The 20,135-nt window shown below is 50.6% G+C and carries 20 protein-coding genes; 16 read left to right on the top strand and 4 right to left on the bottom strand.

Annotated elements, in window-relative coordinates; translation table 11 throughout:
• The first annotated feature begins 123 nt into the window (after positions 1 to 123).
• The 15 genes from FND36_14855 to FND36_14785 all read left to right on the top strand — a co-directional run bounded on the left by FND36_14855 (position 124) and on the right by FND36_14785 (position 15,581).
• Positions 124 to 1,911, top strand: coding sequence for an ABC transporter ATP-binding protein (locus FND36_14855; GenBank protein ID QDW75206.1), 1,788 nt, complete (start codon positions 124 to 126; stop codon positions 1,909 to 1,911).
• The gene (locus tag FND36_14850) at positions 1,908 to 3,638 is read left to right on the top strand and encodes an ABC transporter ATP-binding protein (protein ID QDW75205.1); all 1,731 of its coding nucleotides are present in this window, start codon (positions 1,908 to 1,910) and stop codon (positions 3,636 to 3,638) included. The genes FND36_14855 and FND36_14850 overlap by 4 nt, the downstream gene beginning before the upstream one ends.
• A 119-nt stretch (positions 3,639 to 3,757) precedes the next feature.
• The gene (locus FND36_14845) at positions 3,758 to 4,756 is read left to right on the top strand and encodes a ketoacyl-ACP synthase III (GenBank protein ID QDW75204.1); all 999 of its coding nucleotides are present in this window, start codon (positions 3,758 to 3,760) and stop codon (positions 4,754 to 4,756) included.
• A gap of 94 nt (positions 4,757 to 4,850) precedes the next feature.
• A complete protein-coding gene (acpP, locus tag FND36_14840; protein ID QDW75203.1) occupies positions 4,851 to 5,078 on the top strand; it encodes an acyl carrier protein in 228 nt (75 codons plus the stop codon).
• Between the two features lie 21 nt (positions 5,079 to 5,099).
• Positions 5,100 to 6,038 carry an enoyl-[acyl-carrier-protein] reductase FabK gene (fabK, locus tag FND36_14835; protein ID QDW75202.1) on the top strand — a complete coding sequence of 313 codons (939 nt, stop codon included), beginning with the start codon at positions 5,100 to 5,102 and terminating at the stop codon, positions 6,036 to 6,038.
• Positions 6,031 to 6,957 (top strand): ACP S-malonyltransferase, encoded by a 927-nt coding sequence (gene fabD / locus FND36_14830; GenBank protein QDW75201.1) that lies wholly within the window; start codon positions 6,031 to 6,033, stop codon positions 6,955 to 6,957. The genes fabK and fabD overlap by 8 nt, the downstream gene beginning before the upstream one ends.
• Before the next feature lie 66 nt (positions 6,958 to 7,023).
• Entirely contained in the window at positions 7,024 to 7,764 is a 741-nt protein-coding gene (gene fabG, locus FND36_14825) for a 3-oxoacyl-[acyl-carrier-protein] reductase (GenBank protein QDW75200.1), read from the top strand.
• 76 nt (positions 7,765 to 7,840) lie between these two features.
• Positions 7,841 to 9,079, top strand: a complete 1,239-nt coding sequence (fabF, locus tag FND36_14820) for a beta-ketoacyl-ACP synthase II (GenBank protein ID QDW75199.1) — start codon at positions 7,841 to 7,843, stop codon at positions 9,077 to 9,079.
• 32 nt (positions 9,080 to 9,111) lie between these two features.
• Positions 9,112 to 9,597 carry an acetyl-CoA carboxylase biotin carboxyl carrier protein gene (gene accB, locus FND36_14815; GenBank protein QDW75198.1) on the top strand — a complete coding sequence of 162 codons (486 nt, stop codon included), beginning with the start codon at positions 9,112 to 9,114 and terminating at the stop codon, positions 9,595 to 9,597.
• 103 nt (positions 9,598 to 9,700) lie between these two features.
• The gene (fabZ, locus tag FND36_14810; GenBank protein QDW75197.1) at positions 9,701 to 10,129 is read left to right on the top strand and encodes a 3-hydroxyacyl-ACP dehydratase FabZ; all 429 of its coding nucleotides are present in this window, start codon (positions 9,701 to 9,703) and stop codon (positions 10,127 to 10,129) included.
• A 9-nt stretch (positions 10,130 to 10,138) separates the two neighbouring features.
• Positions 10,139 to 11,473 (top strand): acetyl-CoA carboxylase biotin carboxylase subunit, encoded by a 1,335-nt coding sequence (locus FND36_14805; GenBank protein ID QDW75196.1) that lies wholly within the window; start codon positions 10,139 to 10,141, stop codon positions 11,471 to 11,473.
• Between the two features lie 13 nt (positions 11,474 to 11,486).
• A complete protein-coding gene (locus FND36_14800; GenBank protein ID QDW75195.1) occupies positions 11,487 to 13,247 on the top strand; it encodes an acetyl-CoA carboxylase carboxyltransferase subunit beta in 1,761 nt (586 codons plus the stop codon).
• Positions 13,248 to 13,261: 14 nt separating this feature from the next.
• Positions 13,262 to 14,335 carry a nitronate monooxygenase gene (locus FND36_14795; GenBank protein ID QDW75194.1) on the top strand — a complete coding sequence of 358 codons (1,074 nt, stop codon included), beginning with the start codon at positions 13,262 to 13,264 and terminating at the stop codon, positions 14,333 to 14,335.
• A 44-nt stretch (positions 14,336 to 14,379) separates the two neighbouring features.
• Positions 14,380 to 14,838: a MarR family transcriptional regulator gene (locus FND36_14790; protein QDW75193.1), complete on the top strand. Its 459-nt coding sequence runs from the start codon at positions 14,380 to 14,382 to the stop codon at positions 14,836 to 14,838.
• Positions 14,839 to 14,855: 17 nt separating this feature from the next.
• Complete coding sequence (locus tag FND36_14785; GenBank protein ID QDW75192.1) at positions 14,856 to 15,581, top strand: NAD-dependent protein deacylase; 726 nt, start codon at positions 14,856 to 14,858, stop codon at positions 15,579 to 15,581.
• Between the two features lie 63 nt (positions 15,582 to 15,644).
• Here the strand turns inward: FND36_14785 and FND36_14780 are convergent, their stop codons facing one another.
• From FND36_14780 to FND36_14770, 3 genes are read right to left on the bottom strand one after another with little or no spacing between them, the layout of a single operon-like run.
• Positions 15,645 to 17,066, bottom strand: coding sequence for a PLP-dependent lyase/thiolase (locus tag FND36_14780; protein QDW75191.1), 1,422 nt, complete (start codon positions 17,064 to 17,066; stop codon positions 15,645 to 15,647).
• A 1-nt stretch (position 17,067) separates the two neighbouring features.
• On the bottom strand, positions 17,068 to 17,376 hold the full coding sequence (locus FND36_14775; GenBank protein ID QDW75190.1) for a 2-amino-4-ketopentanoate thiolase: 309 nt from the start codon (positions 17,374 to 17,376) through the stop codon (positions 17,068 to 17,070).
• Positions 17,377 to 17,378: 2 nt separating this feature from the next.
• A complete protein-coding gene (locus FND36_14770; protein ID QDW75189.1) occupies positions 17,379 to 18,482 on the bottom strand; it encodes a beta-carotene 15,15'-monooxygenase in 1,104 nt (367 codons plus the stop codon).
• Between the two features lie 224 nt (positions 18,483 to 18,706).
• On the opposite strand from FND36_14770, the gene FND36_14765 reads away from it, so the two are divergent.
• Complete coding sequence (locus tag FND36_14765; GenBank protein ID QDW75188.1) at positions 18,707 to 19,414, top strand: GntR family transcriptional regulator; 708 nt, start codon at positions 18,707 to 18,709, stop codon at positions 19,412 to 19,414.
• A 4-nt stretch (positions 19,415 to 19,418) separates the two neighbouring features.
• Here the strand turns inward: FND36_14765 and FND36_14760 are convergent, their stop codons facing one another.
• The gene (locus FND36_14760) at positions 19,419 to 20,018 is read right to left on the bottom strand and encodes a putative ABC transporter permease (protein QDW75187.1); all 600 of its coding nucleotides are present in this window, start codon (positions 20,016 to 20,018) and stop codon (positions 19,419 to 19,421) included.
• Between the last annotated feature and the right edge of the window lie 117 nt (positions 20,019 to 20,135).

The raw sequence follows: 20,135 nt of genomic DNA, 5'->3' as shown, positions 1-20,135 counted from the left end.
CCCTATAATTTTTAACCAATAGTTAGCTATAACTAACTATTGGGCGGAAAGACTAATAGAGGGATATTTGAGGATGGAAAAGACATCCCAATATCATAAACGTTTTTTCAAGGAGGGTTTTACATGAGGAGACAGTCAAATTTAGCAAGATTGATGGGCTATGCCGGAAGACACAGGATACTGACCTATCTATCCTGGGCTCTCTCTGCGGCCAGCGCGCTGCTGGCGCTGGTGCCGTTCTGGTATCTGTGGCGTATCATCCATGATGTTTTGGAAGTTTCACCGCGCTTTGAGAGAGCGGGACAGGTGGCCGGATATGGATGGGCGGCTGTGGGGTTCGCGGTGCTGTCCATTCTTATCTATATCGCGGCTTTGATGTGCTCGCATCTGAGCGCGTTTCGAGTGGCGGCGAATATTCGGAAGGATCTGATGCGCCACATTGCATCGCTTCCCCTTGGTGTGATAGAGAAATACGGAAGCGGGAAGCTGCGTAGGATCGTGAATACTTCCAGCAGCGCTACCGAGAATTATCTGGCCCATAGACTGCCGGACAAGGCTGGGGCGATCGCTACTCCGGCAGGATTGCTGTTCCTTCTTTTGGCTTTTGACTGGCGGCTGGGACTTTTGAGTCTGATTCCGGTAGTCCTTGGGTTCCTGATCATGATGAAAATGACGGGATCGGGAATGGAGCGGAAGATGGAAGAATACCAGAACGCGCTGGCGGATATGTCGAATGAAGCGGTGGAGTATGTCAGGGGGATCCCTGTGGTCAAGACCTTTGGACAGACGATTTTTTCATTCAAACGATTTAAAGCATCGATCGATAATTATGAGAAATGGGTCATTGCTTATACAAAAGCGCTGCGCCTTCCTATGCTGTTCTATACTACAGCGATCAATGGAGTATTCGCCTTTCTGATCGCCGGAGGGATCTTTTTTTCCAGAGGAGGCGTCACAAAGGAACTGCTGTTGAATTTGATCTTTTATATCATCATCACGCCTGTGATCGGGACGACACTGACAAAGATCATGTTTATGAGTGAAGATGGTATGATCGTCGGCGACGCGCTGGGAAGGATTGATGAAGTGCTGAAAGAACGCCCCTTGCCGGAGAGCGGAAAGAAGTATGTGCCGCTGGAAGCTTCCATCACTTTAGAACAGGTAACTTTCAGCTATGGCGAGGGAAACGCGCTGGAAGATGTTTCTTTGTCGATCAAAGAAGGACAGACGGTGGCCTTGGTAGGCCCTTCCGGCGGCGGAAAGACAACGCTTGCCAATCTGGCGGCTCGATTTTTTGATCCTCAGAAAGGAAAGATAAGCATCGGCGGCATTGATATCCGCGAAATTCCAAAAGAAACATTGATGGAGCAGGTGTCCTTTGTGTTTCAGAACAGCCGCCTTCTGAAAGACTCTATTTTGGAAAATGTCCGGATGGGCCGTCCGGGGGCTTCGCGTGAAGAGGTGCGGCAGGCTCTGCGCGCTGCGCAGTGCCAGGATATTGTTGAAAAACTGCCGAACGGCATGGATACAGTAGTAGGAGCGGACGGAGTATATCTGTCTGGCGGGGAGCAGCAAAGGATCGCTATTGCCAGAGGGATTTTGAAAAACGCGCCGATCCTGATTCTTGATGAAGCTACCGCATTTGCGGATCCTGATAATGAAGTGCGGGTAGGCCAGGCGCTGTCGGAGCTTTCCAAAGGGAAAACCGTTGTCATGATCGCCCACAGGCTGTCGTCTATTACTAAAGCGGACCGCATCTATGTCCTTCGGGAGGGGCATATAGAAGAACAGGGAACTTTTCGCCAGCTACTTGCGGAAAACGGACTTTTCGCGCGTATGTGGAAGAATTATTCGGAAGCGGCGCAATGGAAGATCACAAAAGAAAAAATTGGATTGGAGGGGAATGTATGATCAAAGGATTGCAAAGACGTTTTGCGTTATCAAGACAGGGAGCGATAGATCTGGTGAAAGGCTGCCTTGCCTGCATGCTTCAGGACATCTCTTTTATGATCCCGGTGGGCCTTTTATACGTTTTTGTCATGGACCTTATGAATGGAGGTGTGGATCGGGAAGGAGCTGTTCTTTATCTTTTGGGAGTTTTACTCTGCCTTGCCCTGATCTTTGGTGTTACTTATATCCAGTACAACGCTACGTATCTGGCAACTTATGTGGAGAGCGGAGTGAGGCGGATCTCCTTGGCGGAACAACTTCGCAAGATACCGCTTTCCTTCTTTGGGAAAAAAGACCTTGCGGATCTGACGAACGCGGTCATGGGAGACTGCGCGACACTGGAGACCGCGTTTTCGCACTATGTTCCGGCGCTGGCGGGGTCTCTGATCTCAACCGCGCTTATCTCGCTATCCCTTTTTGTTTACGACTGGCGTATGGCGCTGGCGGCAGTGTGGGTGTTGCCTGTGGCATTTGCGGTAACATTTTTTTCGGCGCGGATACAAGAGTATTTTAACCGCAGATCTATGGCGGCGAATGTGGCGTTAGAAGAAGGGGTGCAGGAGTGTCTGGAAAGTCTCCAGGATCTTAAGGCGAATAATGGTGAAGCCCGCTATCTGAAAGGGCTGGATCAGAAAATTGATGATGTGGAGAAACGCCATATCATTACAGAACTGGGAACAGCGCTCTTCGTTGTTTCCTCCACACTGATCCTGAAATTTGGGATCGCGACGGTGGCGCTTACGGGAGCTGTACTGCTGATTCGGGGAGAAATTGATATTCCTTTGTTCTTTCTGTTCTTGCTGGTAGCTTCCAGGTTATACGCGCCTTTGGAAGGAGCATTGCAGAATCTGGCCGCTGTAATTTCCACGAGAACAAATATCCGCCGTATGAACGAGATCTTGGATCATCCGGTCCAGACAGGAGCCAGACAGCTTAGCAATCAGGGATATGATATTGAATTTGATCATGTGGGATTTGCTTACAATACCAAAGAAACCGTTTTAAAAGAGGTGTCTTTTACCGCAAAGCAGGGGAAAGTGACGGCTTTGGTGGGGCCGTCTGGCGGCGGAAAGACAACGGTATCCCGGCTTGCGGCCAGATTCTGGGATGTCCAGAAGGGAAGGATCACAGTGGGAGGAATGGATATTTCCAAGATAGAGCCGGAGACATTGTTATCGCTGTATTCTATCGTATTTCAGGATGTTACTCTGTTCAATAACACTATTTTGGAAAATATCCGGATCGGAAGAAAGGACGCGACAGATGAGGAAGTGATAGAAGCGGCCAGATTGGCAAATTGCGAAGAGTTTGCCGAAAAACTCCCGGAAGGTTACCACAGTATGATCGGAGAAAATGGATGTGAATTGTCCGGCGGCGAGCGCCAGCGGATTTCCATCGCCCGCGCTTTCTTGAAAAACGCGCCTATCATTCTGCTGGATGAGGCCACGGCGAGCCTGGACGTGGAGAATGAGACGCTGATACAGAGTGCGCTGTCCGAACTTATCCGGGATAAGACGGTGCTGGTGATCGCTCACCGTATGCGTACAGTAAGCGGGGCGGATCATGTAGTAGTGTTAAAGGATGGAAAGGTGGCGGAACAGGGAGCGCCGGACCAACTGCAGAGAGAAGGGAAGATCTATCCTCATATGGTAGAACTTCAAATGCGCGGGCAGGAGTGGAAAATTTAAAAGCAAAGTGTGAAATGGATTGTCAAAAGATACTTGACAATCCATTTCTTAGGATATATACTTTGAAAGTCAAAATAATTGAGAACCAAAATAAAATGGAAATGACAGGGAGAAGCAAAATGGCTGGAATCATATGCGGAACCGGGGCTTATGTGCCGGAGTATACAATGGATAACGATGATATCGCCAAGTTGGTGGAAACCAGTGATGCGTGGATCAGAGAGAGGACAGGTGTCGCAAGACGCCACATTGTCCGGGATGAGACCACCGTTTCTATGGCATGTGAGGCGGGGCGGCGGGCCTTGGAAAACGCCGGGACCTCCCCGGAAGAAGTAGACCTTCTGCTGGTGGCGACTATTTCTTCTAATGTGATTCTGCCTGGAACCGCCTGCCAGGTACAGAAAGAGCTGGGGGCTGTAAATGCTACTTGTTTTGACGTTGGAGGAGCAGCCTGTACAGGATTTGTGCTGGCATATAATACAGCGGAGGCTTATCTGGAAAGCGGGATGTATCATACCGCGCTGATCATCGGAAGCGAGACCCTTTCTTGCCTCACTAACTGGAAGGACCGAGGCACTTGTATCTTATTTGGCGATGGGGCCGGCGCGGCCCTGGTACGCAGGGGAGAGGGGCAGACCTATTTCCCGGTGACCCATACAGATGGGGCGAAGGGAGGGGCGTTAACCTGCCGGAGCAGGTATGAGGCCAACGGACTGACGAGAGAGATGGATCCAAAGATCATGCTGGACGAGGAACATTTTATGCAGATGGACGGGCAGGCAGTCTTTAAGTTTGCGGTAAAACGGGTGCCGGAAGTGATCCGGGAGGTACTGGAGCGAAACGGCCTGGAAGAAAAAGAGGTAGATTACTACATTGTCCACCAGGCAAACAGACGGATCGTGGAGGCGGTGGCAAAACGGCTGGGTGAGCCGATCGAAAAGTTTCCGATGAATCTGCAGGAATATGGGAATACTTCTTCCGCAAGTATTCCAATCCTTTTGGATGAACTAAACCGGGAGGGCCGTCTGCAAAAAGGGCAGAGACTGGTCCTGGCCGGATTTGGCGCCGGTCTCACCTGGGGAGCGAACATCATCGACTGGCGGCAGACGGATGTGTAACGGCGGAAAAGAAGGAATAAACCGGCGGGGCTAAGCAAGCGTTTTCCCGGTTTATATATAATGAAAAAAGAAGTAAGATCAAAGGAGAGAAAAAATGTTAGAGAAGATCAAAGAATTAGCAGCAGAAAATCTTGGCGTGGATGCGGAGAGTATTACAGAGGAGTCTTCCTTTAAAGAGGATTTGGGAGCGGATTCTCTGGACTTGTTTGAGCTGGTGATGGCGTTGGAAGATGAATTTGGTATCGAAATCCCTACTGATGACCTGGAACAGATCGTCACGGTGGGCGATGTGATCAACTATATCAACGAACACAAAGAATAAGAAGAGAAGCGGGGTTTAGATATGCAGACAGAAGTGACCAGATTATTAGGAATCGAATATCCGATCATCCAGGGAGGAATGGCATGGGTGGCAGAGTACCATCTGGCGGCAGGGGTATCCAATGCCGGCGGTCTTGGATTGATCGGAGCGGCCAGCGCGCCGGCAGAATGGGTAAGAGAACAGATCCGGGAAGCAAAGAAGCTTACCGATAAACCGTTTGGCGTCAATATCATGTTGATGAGTCCGTACGCGGATGAGGTGGCGAAGGTTGTAGCGGAAGAAGGCGTAAAGGTTGTGACCACGGGCGCGGGGAATCCAGAGAAATATATGAGTATGTGGAAAGAGGCCGGTGTCAAAGTGATCCCGGTGGTCGCTTCTGTCGCCCTCGCAAAACGGATGGAGCGCTGCGGCGCGGACGCAGTTGTGGCAGAAGGGTGTGAAGCCGGAGGCCATATTGGAGAGAATACAACGATGGTGCTGGTTCCTCAGATCGCGGACGCGGTAAAGATCCCAGTCATCGCGGCTGGAGGGATCGCGGACGGAAGAGGAATCGCGGCGGCATTTATGCTGGGAGCAAAAGGAGTTCAGATGGGGACTCATTTTGTGGTGACAGACGAGTCACAGGTACATGAGAATTATAAGGAACGGATCATCAAAGCGAAGGATATCGACTCCCGCGTGACGGGAAGGACCACCGGACATCCGGTGCGCGCGCTTCGCAATGAGATGACCAAAAGATACTTGGAATTGGAAAATAGCGGCGCGAGCTTTGAAGAACTGGAACAGCTGACTCTGGGCGGCCTAAGGAGAGCTGTGGTCGATGGAGATGTAAAGACCGGAAGCGTTATGGCTGGCCAGATCGCGGGCATGGTGAAAGAGAGAATGTCTTGTAAAGACCTGATCCAGAAGCTGGTGAAAGAGACTGACGGGTTGATAGGAGGGGCAGGATTCTATGAGTAAGATTGCTTTTATCTATCCAGGTCAGGGAGCCCAGAAGGCAGGCATGGGACAGGATTTCTATGAGAACAGTCCTCTGGCGCGAAAGATCTATGACGAGGCGGGGAAAAAGCTGGATTTGGATATGAAGGAGCTGTGCTTCGCGGAAAATGATAAGCTCGACCTTACTGAATATACACAGGCGGCGCTGGTCACCACCTGTCTGGCTATGACAGAAGTGGTGAAAGAACAGGGAATCAGCCCGGATATCACAGCAGGCTTGAGCCTGGGAGAATATGCGGCGATCGCGGCGGCTGGCGGGATGGATACCTTGGATGCCATCCGTTTGGTGCGAAAACGCGGGATTCTGATGCAGAACACGGTTCCCGCGGGAGTGGGAGCCATGTGCGCGGTAATGGCCCTGGATGCCCAGAAGATCGAGGAAGTCTTAGAAGGACTAGAGGATGTGTCCATCGCGAATTACAATTGTCCGGGGCAGATTGTGATCACTGGGAAGACAGAGTGTGTAGAATCGGCGGCGAAGAAGCTGAAAGAGGCGGGAGCAAAAAGGACGATCATGCTGAACGTCAGCGGCCCATTTCACTCCCCTTTGCTGAAAAGGGCTGGGGAAGAACTGGCGCAGGAACTGAAGACCGTGAAGCTCTATCCTCTCCAGGTGCCTTACGTGACGAACGTGACGGCGGAAAAAGTGGAAGATATTTCCCGGACCAAAGAACTGCTGGCGGAACAGGTCAGCTCTTCTGTGCGCTGGATGCAGAGTATGGAAACTATGATCGCCGATGGCGCGGATACTTTTATAGAGATCGGGCCGGGTCGGACTTTGGCGGGATTTCTGAAGAAGATCAGCCGGGACGTGACGGTCTGCAACATCAGCGCATGGGAAGATGTGGAAAAAGTAAAAGAAGTGCTAAAGTTAAAATAGAAGCGCTTAAGAGAGAAGCGCGCAAGGGGATCAGCCTGACAGGCGAAGATTTCGGAAAGGAGTATTATGGCGGCAGAAAAGATCGCGGTTGTGACAGGAGCTTCCAGAGGGATCGGCAGAGCGATCGCCATCCGTCTGGCCAGTGAGGGAGCGACGGTAATCATCAATTATAATGGATCCAAAGAAAAAGCGGAAGAGGTAAAGAAAGAGATTGAGGCGGCCGGCGGACAGGCGGCAGTGTACCAGTGCAATGTGGCGGATTATGATCAGTGCGAAGCGTTTATCCAGAAGGTGGTCAAGGACTATGGACGGCTGGATATTCTGGTAAACAATGCGGGAGTTACAAGAGACGGCCTTTTGATGAAGATGACGGAAACAGATTTTGATCAGGTGATCGAAACCAACTTAAAAGGAACTTTCCATACGATCCGTTTTGCGGCCCGCCAGATGCTTCGGCAAAAAAGCGGCAGGATCGTCAATTTATCTTCTGTAGTAGGAGTGGCGGGGAATGCCGGGCAGGCGAACTATGCCGCTTCAAAGGCTGGAGTCATTGGTCTGACTAAGTCTGCGGCAAAAGAACTTGCTTCCCGCGGGATTACCGTAAACGCGGTGGCGCCGGGATTTATCGACACAGATATGACAAGTGTTTTATCCGACAAGGTGAAGGAAGGGGCGGCAGCTCAGATTCCGCTCGGAACGTTTGGACAGCCGGAAGATGTGGCGGCGGCTGTGGCGTTTCTTGCATCGGAAGAGGGAAGATATATTACCGGTCAGGTATTGCATGTGGACGGCGGTATGGTGATGTAAGCGGCCGGCGCAAATGGGAAACATGGTGTAAGCGGTGGAATACTCAGGTGAGTTTGAGGATAAGGAGACAGAGAATATGAAAAGAAGGGTCGTAGTAACAGGACTTGGGGCAGTGACCCCGATCGGAAATACGGTGGAAGAGTTCTGGACCGGCATCCGGGAAGGAAAGGTCGGTATTGGAGAAATTACCAAATTTGATACTGCAGATTATAAAGTAAAATTAGCGGCCGAAGTAAAAGGGTTCGAGGCAAAAGAGCGGATGGATTTTAAGGCGGCCCGCCGGATGGAGCCATTTTCCCAATACGCGGTGGCGGCGGCTATAGAAGCCTGCGAGGATGCTGGGATTGAGATTGAGAAGGAAGATCCTTTCCGGGCAGGTGTGATCGTAGGGTCAGGTATCGGAAGCCTCCAGGAAGTAGAGCGGGAGTATGAAAAGATTACAACGAAAGGTCCCTCCAGGGTAAATCCTTTGATGGTGCCTCTGATGATCTCCAATATGGCGGCCGGAAATATTTCCATCCAGCTTGGATTCAAAGGGAAATGTACCAGCGTAGTGACAGCCTGCGCTTCTGGGACCAACTGTATTGGAGATGCGCTGCGGGCAATCCAGTATGGAGATGCGGATATCATGCTGGCCGGCGGGACGGAAAGCTGCATCTGTCCAACAGGGGTGGCGGGATTTACCAGTCTGACGGCGCTGTCTGTCAGTACGGACCCTCTGCGCGCGTCTATTCCATTTGATAAGGACCGGAATGGCTTTGTTCTGGGAGAAGGAGCGGGCATCGTTGTCCTGGAAGAGCTGGAGCACGCAAGGAAACGGGGAGCTAAGATTTATGCGGAATTGGCGGGTTATGGAGCGACCGGCGATGCTTATCATATCACTTCTCCGGCAGAAGATGGGAGCGGAGCGGCGAAAGCCATGACTCTTGCCATGGAAGAAGGCGGCGTCTCTCCGGAAGAAATAGATTATATCAATGCCCATGGGACCAGCACTCACCATAACGATCTTTATGAGACCAGGGCTATCAAGGCAGCCTTAGGGGAAGCTGCCAAGAAAGTCGTCATCAATTCCACCAAGTCTATAGTCGGCCATCTGTTGGGAGCGGCCGGAGGTGTGGAATTCATTACCTGCGTCAAGGCCATCCAGGATGGATTTATCCATCAGACTATGGGGACCAGAGAAGCGGATGAGGAGTGCGATCTGAATTATGCCATCGGCGCTCCAGTAGAAAAAGAAATCCGTTATGCTTTGACGAATTCTCTGGGATTTGGCGGACATAACGCAACATTACTGTTGAAGAAATATGAAGGTTAGGAAAAAGGGAACCTGCGGAGAGGATGGAATGTATGGAATTTGAAAATCTGATCACATTGATCAAGACCGTGTCCGAGTCAGAATTAACCGGATTCAAATATGAAGAAAAGGGCTTGAAACTACAGATGAGCAAACAGGATGGAGAGGTGAAGGTGGTATCTGCCCCGGCGGTCATCCCCGCTGCGCCGGCAGTTCCGCCAGCTCCATTTGCAGCGCCGACGGCAGGGAATCCTTCTGAGGAAGCGCCGAGTTCCAGGACCGAAAGCGTGAAGGGAGAAAAAACAGGAAAGATTGTAGAATCACCACTGGTAGGAACTTTCTACGCGGCGCCGGCAGAAGACGCGGAAGCCTTCGTGACCGTAGGAAGCCGGGTAAAAAAAGGCCAGACACTTGCGATCGTAGAAGCTATGAAACTGATGAACGAGATCGAAAGCGATTACGATGGAACCATAGCGGAGATCCTGGTAGAAAATGGCCAGCCAGTAGAATATGGCCAGCCATTATTTCGGATCAATTAGTTTGGGTACAGGGCAAACGTCAAAAAGGTACACCCTGAAAGTTAATTTGGGACGTAGCCCTTTGCAAAAAGGCTACGTCCCAAATTGAAAAGGAGGAAATTTTATGAAGCATTTAGATATCAACCAGATTAAGGAAATCATTCCGCACCGGCACCCGTTTTTGTTGGTAGATTATATCGAAGATTATGAGCCGGGGCAGTTTGCGGTAGGTTACAAGTGTGTGACGTTCCGTGAGGATTTCTTTGCCGGACATTTCCCTCAGGAACCGGTGATGCCGGGCGTGCTGACGGTGGAGGCGCTGGCCCAAGTGGGAGCGGTGGCGATCTTAAGCGTAGAAGAAAATAAGGGGAAGATTGCTTATTTTGGCGGCATTAATAAGTGCAAGTTCAAGGGAAAGATTGTCCCTGGCGACAAGGTACGGCTGGAGACGAAGATCATCAAGCAGAAAGGACCGGTCGGCGTGGGGGAAGCCATTGCCAGCGTAGATGGAAAGACGGTGGTCAGCGCGGAATTGACCTTTATGATCGGATAGGTGAGAGGCATGATCAAGAAAGTTTTAATCGCTAACCGGGGAGAAATCGCGGTCCGGATCATCCGCGCCTGCCGGGAAATGGGCATCGAGACGGTAGCGGTCTACTCAGAGGCGGACCGGGAAGCCCTCCATACCAAACTTGCGGACGAGGCGGTGTGCATAGGCCCCGCGCCGTCCAGCGAAAGTTATCTGAGCATGGACCGGATCATCAGCGCCACTATTATTACTGGGGCGGATGCCATCCATCCGGGATTTGGATTTCTTTCGGAAAACAATAAATTTGCAGAGCTGTGTGAGCAGTGCAATATTACATTTATCGGACCAAAGTCCCGCGTGATCGCTAAGCTTGGCAATAAGCAGGAGGCCAGAAATACCATGATGGCCGCCGGCGTTCCAGTGATTCCGGGAAGCAGGGAGGCGGTCTATGATGCCAAAGAAGGCGCAAAGATCGCGGAAGAGATTGGTTATCCGGTGATCATCAAGGCGGCTCTCGGAGGCGGCGGAAAAGGAATGAGAGTGGCACAGAGGCCGGAGGAATTCGAGAACAGTTTTCAGACGGCCCAGAAGGAAACACAAATGGCGTTTGGCGACAATACCATGTATATCGAACATTTTGTGCAGCATCCCAGACATATTGAGTTCCAGATCCTGGCGGATTCCTACGGAAATGTGATCCATCTGGGGGAGCGGGACTGCTCCGTCCAGAGAAATCATCAGAAAATGATAGAGGAAGCGCCCTCCATCGCCCTGACAGATGAATTGCGCGAGAAAATGGGCGAGGCGGCGGTGCGGGCGGCCAAAGCGGCCGGCTATGAAAACGCGGGGACCATAGAATTTCTTTTGGAGAAAAACGGGAACTTCTATTTTATGGAAATGAACACTCGGATCCAGGTGGAGCATCCGGTAACTGAGTGGGTAACGGGAATTGATCTTGTAAAAGAACAGATCCGTATCGCATCCGGGAAAAAGCTTTCCTATACTCAGAACGAAGTTCACCTGAGCGGCCACGCCATCGAGTGCCGGATCAATGCGGAGAATCCTAAGAAAGGGTTTCGTCCTTCGCCGGGAACGATCCAGGATATGTATCTTCCGGGGGGCAAGGGAATCCGCATCGATTCCGCGATTTACAGCGGCTATACAATTCCGCCCTATTATGACTCTATGGTGGCGAAGCTGATCGTATGGGCAAAGAATCGAAAGGAAGCGATCCGTAAAATGCAGAGCGCCTTGGGCGAGGTCATTATCGAGGGAATCGACACGAACGTGGACTATCAGTATGAGATCGTCAGCCATCCAGACTTCATTTCTGGAGACATTGACATTGAATTCATTGAGAAAATGTAAAGGTGACGGGTAAATGAAATTAGATAATGTGTTCAAAAAAACAAGACTTTCTTCTGCTAGAAAGGCATATATCTCCATTGGCGGGAAAAGACCTGAGGTGCCGGAAGGACTGCTTCGGAAATGTAATAAATGTGGGGGAGCGATCATTGCGGAAGATGTGAAGCAGGGGTATTATATCTGCCCTAAATGCGGCGGATATTTCCGCGTCCATGCGTATCGGCGCATTGAGATGGTGGCGGATGAAGGGACATTTGAAGAATGGGACCAGGGATTGGCCACCCGGAATCCTCTCCATTATAAGGGATATGAGGAAAAACTTAAGACTATCCGGGAAAAGACAAAACTGGATGAGGCGGTCATTACTGGGAAAGCCCGTATCAATGGGACTCCTGTGGTCATTGGCGTATGTGACGGCCGTTTCCTGATGGCAAGTATGGGTCAGGTGGTAGGCGAAAAGATTGCCCGGGCAGCAGGGCGGGCCACCAAGGAAAAACTTCCGGTGATCTTATTTGCCTGCTCCGGCGGCGCCCGGATGCAGGAAGGAATCACTTCTCTTATGCAGATGGCCAAGACTTCAGCGGCCTTGAAACGCCACAGTGATGCGGGGCTTCTTTATATCAGTGTGCTGACAGATCCTACCACCGGCGGGGTAACGGCAAGCTTTGCCATGCTGGGCGATGTGATCCTGGCAGAACCAAAGGCTTTGATCGGATTTGCGGGGCCAAGGGTGATTGAGCAGACGATCGGACAGAAGCTGCCTAAGGGATTCCAGCGCTCTGAATTTCTGCTGGAACACGGATTCATTGACGGGATTGTGGAGCGTCCCCAGCTAAAAGAAACGCTTTCCCAGATTTTGAAACTTCATGAAACGGAAGGGCATGTAAGAAAGCAAGACGTAACAGAGGAAAGCGGCGGATCTGACAGGGAGAGCCAGGAGGGCGAGATATCCGGGGACAGTATGGCAAATATGGAAGATTCCCATACCCATAATCAAGCGGCTGCCTGGGACCGGGTGCAGATCTCTCGGATGAAAGACCGGCCGGTGGGAAGCGACTATATTGGCGCTCTGTTTACGGATTTTATAGAATTCCACGGAGACCGGTATTTTGCCGATGATAAGGCTGTCATAGGCGGAATTGCCCGCTTTCACGGAAAGCCGGTGACAGTGATCGCTCAGGCGAAAGGAACCAATACAAAGGAAAATATCGAGCGTAATTTTGGAATGCCTTCTCCGGACGGATACCGCAAGGCCCTGCGCCTGATGAAACAGGCGGAGAAATTTGGCCGTCCGGTGATCTGTTTTGTAGATACACCGGGAGCGTTCTGCGGGCTGGAAGCGGAAGAGCGGGGACAGGGTGAGGCGATCGCAAGAAATATTTACGAGATGTCTGGGCTTACCGTCCCGATCCTATCTATCATCATTGGAGAAGGAGGAAGTGGCGGCGCTCTTGCCATGGCGACAGCAGATCAAGTCTGGATGCTGGAAAACTCTATCTATTCTATTCTGTCACCGGAAGGATTTGCCAGTATTCTGTGGAAGGACAGCGGGAAGGCAAAAGAAGCGGCAGAGGTCATGCGTCTGACGGCCCGGGATCTGTATGAAATGGGGATCGTGGAACGCGTATTTTCAGAGCCGGCCCATTATACCGTGCAGAATCTGCGGGAGGTGACCGGACCTATGGAACGGGAGATCGGGCGATTTTTGGAGGCGGCCAGGCAGGTTTCGGCGGAAGAACTGGTTTCTAGAAGGTATGAAAGGTTCCGCAGGATGTAAGATAGGAGAAGAATATGGAAATAAGACCATTGAAAATTGGGAATATGGAGGCAAAAGTCCCGCTCATCCAGGGGGGCATGGGTGTTGGGATCAGCCTCGGCAATTTGGCCGGGGCAGTTGCGAAGGAGGGCGGCATAGGGATTATCTCTGCCGCCCAGATCGGTTATCGGGAACCGGACTTTGACTTAGATCCAAAAGGGGCAAACCTAAGAGCGATCCGGACAGAATACGAAAAGGCCAGGGCTCTTGCTCCGAAAGGCATTATCGGATTTAATATCATGGTGGCAATGCGGCATTATGAAGAATATGTAAAAGCCGCGATCCAGGCAGGGGCGGATCTCATTGTTTCCGGAGCGGGCGTGCCCACAGATCTGCCGAAGATCGCGGCGGGATCTGAAGTAAAACTGGCGCCGATCATTTCTACAGAGAAATCGGCCCGTTTGATCCTGAAATATTGGTGGAGGAAATACCGCAAAGTCCCGGATCTTCTGGTGATCGAAGGCCCGGCGGCAGGCGGGCACTTAGGATTTGCAGAGGAACAGCTTGCCCTTTATGGATATGGAACCGCGGTTTACGATAGGGAAGTAGAACGGATTTTTCGGTCGGTCAGGGAATATGAGGCGGAAGCCGGGCAGAAGATCCCGGTGGCTTTGGCTGGCGGGATTTCCACCAAAGAAGCGGCGGCTCACGCGTTTTCTCTGGGGGTGGACGCGATCCAGGCAGCCACCCGGTTTGTGACCACCTTTGAGTGCGATGCGGATATTCGTTACAAGGAGGCGTATTTGGCCGCGGACAAAGAAGATATCTTGATTGTAAAAAGTCCAGTGGGAATGCCGGGAAGGGCAATTCGAAATCCGCTGATGGAGCGGGTCGGAGCCGGAGAGCAGATTCCTCATACTCCATGCCACGGCTGTCTCCATACATGCGATCCGGCGAGGATTCCTTATTGTATCACCGACGCGCTGATCCACGCGGCAGAGGGAGATGTGGAAAACGGGCTTCTATTCTGCGGGGCAGACGCCTGGCGAGCAAAACGGCTGGAAACGGTGAAAGAAGTCATTGCTTCTCTGATACCGGAAAGCGTATAATGAAACTGTAGACCAAGACGGGCAATTTGGAAGGATGGCAAAGGATGGACGAGGCGTATAAGGTGATCAACGGCGTACTGGTAAATCTGATCAATGAAATCTGGGAACTGGAAGAAAAAGCCATTATCACAGAAGAATTCAAGGATCTGACCAATAATGACATGCATGTGATCGAGGCTATTGGACTGGGAGAAGGGCGGAACATGTCTGCGATCGCGAAAAAATTAAATATTACGGTAGGGACGCTTACAACAGCGGTCAACAGTCTGGTCAATAAGAAATACGCGCAGCGCCATAGGAGCGAGGAAGACCGCAGGGTCGTCTTCGTCAGCCTGACTGAAAAAGGGATACGGGCTTACCGGCATCATGAGGATTATCATCGGCAAATGACCCAGGCAATCCTGGAGAAATTGGATAAAGAGGAACTCCCCGTTTTGGTAAAAACGCTGGATGCATTGACGGAATTTTTCACCGGTTACAGCAAACAGGACCATCGCGGGTAAGATAGGAGGGATGTCTCATGTATGAGGAAGAAGCGGCAAGATTACAGGAGATCGCGGACGACAGTGAACGGATCGTGTTTTTTGGCGGGGCGGGAGTTTCCACAGAAAGCGGGATTCCAGATTTTCGCAGCGCCGATGGGATCTATCGGCAGAAATACAGGTATTCTCCGGAGCAGATTGTCAGCCACAGCTTTTTTGTGCGGGATACAGAAGCCTTCTATGAATTCTACAAAACAAAAATGATGTTTCTGGACGCAAAGCCCAATCCGGCCCATATGAAGCTGGCCCAGCTCGAACAGGCAGGGAAGCTTCTGGCAGTCATCACCCAGAATATCGATGGACTCCATCAGGCGGCGGGAAGTAAAAAAGTCTATGAGATACACGGAAGTATCCATCGAAATTATTGTCAAAGATGCGGGAAATTCTACGATGCGGCTTATGTAAAGAATTCGGAAGGAGTTCCGCACTGTGAATGTGGAGGCTTGATCAAGCCAGATGTGGTGCTCTATGAAGAAAGTTTGGATTCCGGGCTGATCCGCAAAAGTATAGAAGCTATCAGCCAGGCGGACACATTGATCATCGGCGGCACCTCCCTGGTCGTCTATCCCGCGGCGGGATTTATCGATTATTTCCGCGGAAAACACCTGGTGGTGATCAATAAGAGCGCTACGGCAAGAGAAGTGGGAGCAGAATTGACTATCGCGGCGCCTATTGGGGAAGTGATGGAACAGATAAAAGTGTAAAAAGGGACAGGGCATTTTTAATTTGGGCCGGGGGATTTTTAAAAATCCCCCGGCCCCGATGAATTATACGATATGAATTCCCATTGCGGTCAATTCTTCTTTTGTCTTTTCTTCGCTTTGATGAGTCTCGGCTGCCAGGAAGGCCAGTTCTTCCGGCGTAATATTATCGAAGCCTTTTTCTTTTACGTTGATCTCAAGATACTGCTGGCGGATCTTATCCAGATCGATATCGCGGATGCGGATATCCTGTGGCGATTCTGGAATGACGATGGATTCTCCCGGCCGCTCCTCATTGGTATCGCCCCGGTAGACTTTTACACCGTGGTCTTCCGCGAAGGTAAGCTGGGCGGTGTGGGATTTTCCGGCGCCTGTGTACTCGGATTCCTGAACAACGATGATCTGGTCTTCGTCCATCTGGCGGGCCAGGGCAAATGCTCCGGCCAGGGATGTGTTTCCGGCAGGGCCTCTCTGCAGTCCTTCCATACGGTCCAGCAGCTCCGTGATGTAGTAAACATCTCCCTGGGTCACGGTATAGTAAGCGTCCATGTATCTTAATGGCCGGGCCGCGTTCAGAGGTACGTCCACGCTTTCCGGATTCCTTAAGGAAGTGTAGCCATAGCCGGTATGTCCGGTGGAGAAGGATTTCCTAGCAAACTGGCTGTCATCGTGGGAATCCAGATCCCGCAGATCTACGGATACGCCGCAGAGTTTCCCGGTGTAGCCGGATTTTAACATGCCTCTGGCGGTTCCGGTAAAGTTTCCGCCGCCTGCGTGGGTGACCATGACTACGTCCGGCTGCCGCCCGGTCTGGGCAAGGGTCTGTTCCATAATCTCTGCGCCGATGGTCTCAATGCCGGCGATGCTGTGGGGCAGATAAAGGGAGGAACTAAAATATCCGGTCTCATCCAACAAGTTTAAGATGACATATGTAAATACTTCAGGCCCTACTGTATACTGCTGGATCTCGGAACCGTACGCTTCGCAGGCACGGCCTTTTTCCAGAGATTCAGGCTGGCCGTTTCCGGCGTCGTCATAGACTTCCTGAGCAACGATGGATTTGATGCCCCGGCGGGCAGCCTGAGAAGCCACGGCCGCGCCATAGTTTCCGCTGGAGGAAACGATCACGCCCGGATATCCATTTTTCTTGGCCTCATAAACAGGGAGGACTGCCCGGCGGTCCTTGAAACTGCCGGTAGGATTGTTGGCTTCATCTTTCAAAAAGATGCGGGCGCCTTTGCCTGGTTCTGAAATTTTACGGATCAGCCGGGTCATATTTTTCAGTTCCAGAAGGGGAGTGTTTCCTACATAGACCTCCTGCTGGATCTTGCGGATCTCGTCCAGGCTGTAGCCTACAGAATCCATCAGCTTTTCATAGTCCCAGGCCAATCGTTCCTTCTTGAATTCATCGTAGTTCAGGTTAACAGATTTAAATAAAATTTCTTTGTTTCTTCCAACGGTTTCAGAAACTGCCTGTTGTTTTCCCATGTTAATCCTCCTCCTTCAAAATGTCTTCCAATTCTTCCCCTACGTGGATCAGAGTGGGCTGCTGACGGCCAAAACTATGATCGTATTTGGGCCAGAGTTCATACAAAGTACCGGTAATGACCCTTCCGATATTGGTCTTGATCTGGACGGTATCGCCAATCTTTGCCTCGTCATCTTCCAGGAACCCATTGGTCCAGCATTTCAGCGGCACTTTGCGGGTTGCCTCTGGAAGGGTCTCAAGCCTTTGGTCAGGGGTAAGTATGATCTGTTCAATGCGTACCCAGTCGCCTTTGTGTGCAGTATTGCTCATGATTAATCCTCCTCCTTTTTTGTCAGCTTTAGATCTTTTTTGATAAACATTTTATAAGCTCCGGCGATCATAACGATCATGCCAATGTATCCAAGAAGCGGATAGACCGTTCCCACCAGAGTGCTGAAGGGGAACATTCCGGCAATGAAGGCAATGACGGAAGCAACTACCGTAACAATGGTAAAACGTGTGGTTCCTTCTTCGGCAAACCGGATGGAGAATCCGTACAGGATCGGAACGGTGGTGGTGTAAATGGCGGCCAGAAGGATTAAAGTGAAGAGGAATCCAATGGCAGGATGCATCTGTCTTGCGATTTCCAGGAAAGGAATCTCATATCCGGCCACATCCTGAATCCTTGAGAGGAGCGCCAGTACCATGAAGAGCACTGCCACACCCAGAGCCGCGCCTCCGATGAAGGCGGATTTCTTAATGATTTTCGGGTCTTTCTCACCGTGGCCGATGGTGGCGCAGGCGGATAAGACGGGAAGGACACAGTAAGAAACGTATGTAAATACAGACAGAAGCCAAAATGGCGTTGCCTGGGAAAGCTCCAGACCCTGGATGGCCTCACCGGCCTTGGCGATCCCAGGCATATTGGCGCAGACCGTTCCAAGAGAAATGGCAAGCGTTACAACAATGATGACTGTGGAGAGAAAACCAAGGGCGCTTAAGGCGGAACGGAATCCGAAAAGGATGGTTCCAACTGCCAGAATGGTAATGATTACTTTTCCGATCATCAGGTCAAGACCAAAATACTGATTCAAGGCCGCTCCCCCGCCGGAGATCATGATTGCCAGAACTCCGAAGAGGAAGAAGGTCAGGATCCAGTCGAAAATTCGGCCGACCACATTTCCGCATAGATAATTGAGGACAGGCTGGTGAGTGGATGTCTGAAGCTTATACCCTGCCGCCATGAAGAGATAGCCGTACCAGGCGAAAAGAACGATCACCAGGATCGCGCCCAGGATTCCCCAGTATCCATAGGAGGCGAAGAACTGAAGAGGCTCCTGCCCGCTGGCGAAGCCGGAACCGATAACGGCGCCGATATAAGTTCCCGCATAGCGCAGGATTGAGATACCGGCATTACTTTTTGTTTGATTTTCCATGCTGTAATCTCCTTTCTAAATAATAAATACAACGATTAAATTTAGAAAAATTTACCATAAATACATAAATAGTGTCAATTTTCAGACGATTTATGATTGCAGCAAGGAAACTTTGTTTTTGAAAATGTACAAAAAGGAGGTATAGAGAAAGAAATGTTTTTGGATAGACACATGTTTCTTTTTGATTTAAGATTAAGGCAAAATGGAAAAAGCGAGGGGAGCGTATGGATAAAAAGAGCCTGCAGACACAGATGAAAGAAAATCCGTTCCTGCATTTGGAGGATATAATTTATCAGGCTTTGCGGATGGAGATCATTGGCCTTCGTATCGCCCCTGGCTCAAAACTGAATGAAAGCAAGATCGCGGAAGATCTGGGAGTCAGCCGGACTCCGGTACGGAACGGGCTTGCCCGGCTGGTGGAGGAAGGATTGATCTATAAGGCTGCCAACAGGGTATCGGTCGTGGCCAGATTGACCAAAGACGAATGTTATCAGATCATGGACGCCAGGCTGGCGATAGAAGGACATGCTGCGTACCTGGCGGCCTCTCTGATCACAGACCAGGAATTGGAAGAATTGAAACATTGGATTACCAGATATCAGAAGGCCAGCCGGGGAAAGAAGACTTCAGATATCTTGGAACACTCCATCTGCGACCATCATTTCCACGCTCTTATCATCCAGGCAAGCCGGAATCGGCTGATTCAGGAAATGTATCAGAAAATCGAGGGAAGAATTTTCTATTATCGGAATTCGCTGTATCATGCGTTAAAACATGAGGATCTGCAGAGGATCCTGACAGGGGCGGTGCGGCAGCATATGGCTACTTATCACGCGCTCCGGCTTGGATTTGCGGAGATGGCCAAGGCTGCGATGGAGGCAGACGCCAGGAGTATGGTAGGGGCGTTTATGGTATGGGATGAACTGAACTGAGATTTCAGGCAGTGATTCCAAAGCCCATATTTGGAGCCAGAATGGATCTGGCCAGGTCACAGAGAAACAGGAACGTCAGGATACAACAAAACCAAAGCCTTGCCCTTGGCGCGAGCCGCTGAAACCAATTATCCATTCTGGGCGCGGCGAAATAGATCAAGACCAAGCCGCCAATGCCAAAAATAATAAGTCCTTCCAGGCAGACACGCCCGTGGAGATTCAAGATCATGTCTGAGTAATCCCACCATTTCGCATGGAAGAACGTCTCTAAAAATAGTCCGGAGAAATATTCTAAAGTGCCGCATAATAAAAGGATCAGGCCAAATGTGCGTAAGGGCTGGCCGCGCCAGCGTTTCAGGACTAAAAGGATCAGAACACTGCCGCATCCATAGATTGGCAGCCAAGGGCCGAATAAAACGCCCCGGTTGATAAATTTGCCATCGATGATGATATGTAAAAACACTTCCCATAGCCATCCGGCCATAGAAAAAGAAAAAAAGATAAAACATAACGATGAAAGACTGTAAGCGCGTTCAAAGCCAATCTCAGAGAATGGGTAGATAGAAAGGACAGCGCTGCTTTTTTCATTGGCGTACATTTTCATGAGAAATCCCCCTCGAATCATTTGATAATTCGATTATAGGGGAGAAAACTGAAAAAGATTTTTAGTAAATCTGAAGAATTCTTTAATTTGGGACGTAGTAAACTTTAATTTTACTAC

This window comes from Lachnospiraceae bacterium KGMB03038 (genome assembly GCA_007361935.1).
Lineage (GTDB): Bacteria > Bacillota > Clostridia > Lachnospirales > Lachnospiraceae > Massilistercora.
The sequence above is the reverse complement of the archived record's forward strand: the minus strand, read 5'-3'. Positions and strand labels throughout refer to the sequence as shown.